5 protein-coding genes are annotated in these 3,494 nt (G+C 66.4%); 2 read left to right on the forward strand and 3 right to left on the reverse strand.

All coding sequences use genetic code 11. From position 1 onward, the window contains the following. From GWK25_RS40490 to GWK25_RS40500, 3 genes are all read right to left on the reverse strand, one after another. The coding region (locus tag GWK25_RS40490) for a phosphatase PAP2 family protein (protein WP_215456522.1) at nucleotides 1-635 on the reverse strand (635 nt) is incomplete at its 3' end. Nucleotides 636-869: 234 nt separating this feature from the next. Continuing rightward, entirely contained in the window at nucleotides 870-1,877 is a 1,008-nt protein-coding gene (locus GWK25_RS40495; protein WP_251829254.1) for a bifunctional lytic transglycosylase/C40 family peptidase, read from the reverse strand. 67 nt (nucleotides 1,878-1,944) lie between these two features. Beyond that, a complete protein-coding gene (locus tag GWK25_RS40500; RefSeq protein WP_215456524.1) occupies nucleotides 1,945-2,370 on the reverse strand; it encodes an ATP-binding protein in 426 nt (141 codons plus the stop codon). Nucleotides 2,371-2,508: 138 nt separating this feature from the next. Here GWK25_RS40500 and GWK25_RS40505 point away from each other — a divergent pair, with 138 nt between their 5' ends. Beyond that, a complete protein-coding gene (locus tag GWK25_RS40505) occupies nucleotides 2,509-3,354 on the forward strand; it encodes a helix-turn-helix transcriptional regulator (protein WP_215456526.1) in 846 nt (281 codons plus the stop codon). A 9-nt stretch (nucleotides 3,355-3,363) separates the two neighbouring features. Further along, the coding region (locus GWK25_RS40510; protein WP_215457920.1) for a DUF397 domain-containing protein at nucleotides 3,364-3,494 on the forward strand (131 nt) is incomplete at its 3' end.

The raw sequence follows: 3,494 nt of genomic DNA on the forward strand, positions 1-3,494 counted from the left end.
ATCCACCCCACACTCCCCGACCGCTCCACCGCCTTCATCAACGGCGTCAGCAGAGCCATGGCCAGCGGCGACAGCAGCAACGCGACCGCGGTCCCGAGCGCGAACCCCCCGATCACGTCCGTCGGGTAGTGCACACCCATGTAGACCCGGATGAACCCGCCCAACAGCGCGATGACCAGCCCGACCAGCCCGAACTTCCGGTTGGCGACGAACAGCGCCACCGCCATCGCCATAATCAGCGTCGCGTGATCGCTCACGAACGAGTAGTCGGTCTTGCCGGAGACCAGCACCTCCAGCCCCTCGTGATCGAGGAAGGGCCGGGGCCGCTCCACGAACCCGCGTATCGGCACGTTCACCAGCACGGCGACCCCGGCGGCGAGCGGCGCCCACACCAACGCGGCCACGGACGAGGCGGCATCCTCCCCGCCCCGCTTCCGCACGCCCCACCAGCACCACAGGATCAGCAGCACCATCGCGAAGAGGAGCCCGTACTCCCCCACGAACTCCATCACCCGGTCCAGCCAGTGCGGCGCGTCCTTGGCCAGACCATTGATGTCGTACAGCAGCTCGACGTCGGGATTCGATCCGGATTCAGCGGCCAGTGAGGTAGCGGCATGCGCGGCGAGTCCAGCCATCGTGCTGCGGCCCTTTCGTCATCGTTCTCGCGACCACACCCTTACGTGCGCCGCGCTTTGCCACCCCCGTGGTGTCGTAGTGCTTCCGCATGAGCGTCGACGCGCTACGTCAAATAGGAACGCACACTCCTTCTCAAAGCGTTCCACCCTCCACTGAATGATCACTCAGACGTTATCGAAGAGAGACACATCTGCGCAGCTCAGGGCAGTGGTTCACGGAGAATTACGGCGCTGTCAGACCGTCGTGGGCAACGCTTTCGCGCCATCTTCGGTGACCCGGGTCGCACCAAAGTAGTCGGGAGTGTCAATCGGGTCGAATCGGATGACGGCTCCCGTCCGCGGCGCGTCGATCATGTATCCGCCTCCCACATAAATCCCGACGTGCCGAATGGCCCGCGAGTTGGTGAGGTCGTCGGAGAAGAACACCAGATCCCCGGGCAGCAGCTCGTCGCGCGAGGGGTGCGGCCCGGCGTTGTACTGATCGTTCGCGACGCGCGGCAGCGTGATCCCCACACTCGCGTACGCCGCCTGCGTCAGCCCGGAGCAGTCGAAGCGTCCGCCCTGCTCAGCGGTACCGGTGCCGCCCCACAGATACAGCGTCCCGAGCTTCTTCTGCGCGTACGCGATGGCCCCGGCCGCCTGCTCGCTCGGGTCGACCCGACTCGTCGGAGCGGCGAAACTCTTCGAGAGCGTCGTGATCGTCTTCACATAGTTCTGGGTCTCCTTGTACGGCGGAACACCCCCGTACTTGATCACGGCGTACGCCCCCGCGTTGTAGGAAGCGAGCATGTTCGCCGTCGGATCGCCGGGCACGTCCTTCACGTACTTCGCGAGCGAGCAGTCGTACGAGGCGGCCGATGGAATCGCGTCATTCGGGTCCCAGACGTCACGGTCGCCGTCCCCGTCACCGTCCAGCCCGTGCGCGGCCCAGGTCCCCGGAATGAATTGCGCGATCCCCTGCGCGGCAGCGGGGCTCTGCGCCTTCGGATTGAACCCGCTCTCCTGATACAGCTGCGCGGCGAGCAGTGCGGGATTGATGGCGTCGCACAGATTGCCCCATTTCTGCACGAGCGCCTGATAAGCGCCGGGAACGGCCCCCTTGGCCAGCCCGACCGACTTTCCGCCGATCCCGGCGGCGAGATTCCCGGCGACCAGATAGACACCCACGACCAGCACCATCACGAAGGCGAGCCCGGCGCTGCCGGCAGCGATCACCACGATCCACGCCTTACGCACCGTCAACCGCCCCTCACCGCGCGCCAGTCCACCGACTGGTAAGTGTAGAGGGGCCCCGCTTTCTTAGGAATGATCACTCGACGGCACCGCAGTCGACCCACAGCAGTTTTCCGCCCTGCGAGACACCGAGATCGCGCATCACGGAGACACCCCGGCCCTCGGAACAGGCGCGGACGAGCTGCAGCCCACGCCCGCGCTCGGCGTCGGGATCGACGGGGCGGGCGTCCTCCTTGAACCCCGCCGGCACCCGCCAGTCCCGATCCCAGACCCCCACGCGCAGCCTCCCGCCGATCTCCAGGACCCGCAGGGCGTACTCCTGCGCGGTATGCCGATGAGCGTTGGCGAGCAGCTCGGCGGCCAACAGTTCGGCGGTGGGGATGAGTTCGGAGAGGTCGTGGGCGGCGAGCACGGCCCGGAGGGTGGCGCGGCCGACGCCGGGGGATCGGGGGTCCCGAGGGAGACGAAGGGTGTAGTTCCAGGACGGGGATACGGTGGCCATGGAAGTCTCCGGTTACTGAGGGGAGTTGATACATGACTTACGATAGCGACACCCATAAAAGGTCTTACACGAAACCCAGCAAAGCCCTGATCTACCACCCGTGTGGGTGACCTGCGTGCGAAAGGAGCGGGCAAGCCCGTGAGGAGCAACCCGACGGGACGTCAACTCCGGCTGGGCATCGAGCTGCGCAAGCTCCGGGAGCGAGCCGGGCTGTCGTCCACACAGGCCAGCCGCCTGCTCGGCGTCCAGCAGAACCAGATCAGCAACGTGGAGGCCGGGCGCGCGGGGGTGAGCCCCGAGCGCGTACGTACGCTCGGCTGCCACTACAAGTGCCCGGACAGGGACCTGATCGAGGCGCTCGCGGACATGACCTCCGACCGCACCCGCGGCTGGTGGGAGGAGTACCGCGAACGCCTGCCCGCCGCCCTGCTCGACCTCGCGGAGTTGGAGCACCACGCCGCACGCCTGCGTGCAGCCGTGACCGTGCACATCCCAGGCCTGCTACAGATCATCGACCACGCCCGCGAACTGTTCCGCCAGGTCGTCCCCGAACTGTCTCCACCCGACATCGAGCACCGCGCGTCGTTCCGCATCAAGCGCCAGGACGTGCTCTACGGGGACCGCCCGACCCCGTACGCGGCGATCATCCACGAAGCCGCTCTGCGCATGCAGTTCGGCGGACCGGCCGTGGCCAGAAAACAGCTTCAACACCTGTTGGCCATGAGTGAACGTGAGCACATCACCTTGAAAGTACTCACGTTCGATGCCGGGTCCTTCCCCGGCTCAGGACAGTCGATCTTCTACTCCGGTGGGCCGGTACCCCCGCTCGACACCGTCCACCTCGACCAGTCCCACGGGCCGACCTTCCTCGACGCCGAAGCACAGCTGTACATGTACCGGGTCCTGCTCGACCGCCTCGACGGCCTGGCCCTCAAGCCCGAGAAGTCCCGTGACTTCATCCACAACCTGATCCGCGACCTGTGAAGGAACGACATGCCCCAGCGCCTCTCGTGGCAGAAATCGTCCTACTGCGGGGCGGGCGACTCCTGCATACACATAGCCATCAGCTCCCCCACCATCCATCTCACCGAGTCCGCCGACCCCACCCAAGCCACCCTCACCAC

Origin of the sequence: Streptomyces sp. ATCC 21386, assembly GCF_018728545.1 — a bacterium.
Lineage (GTDB): Bacteria > Actinomycetota > Actinomycetes > Streptomycetales > Streptomycetaceae > Streptomyces.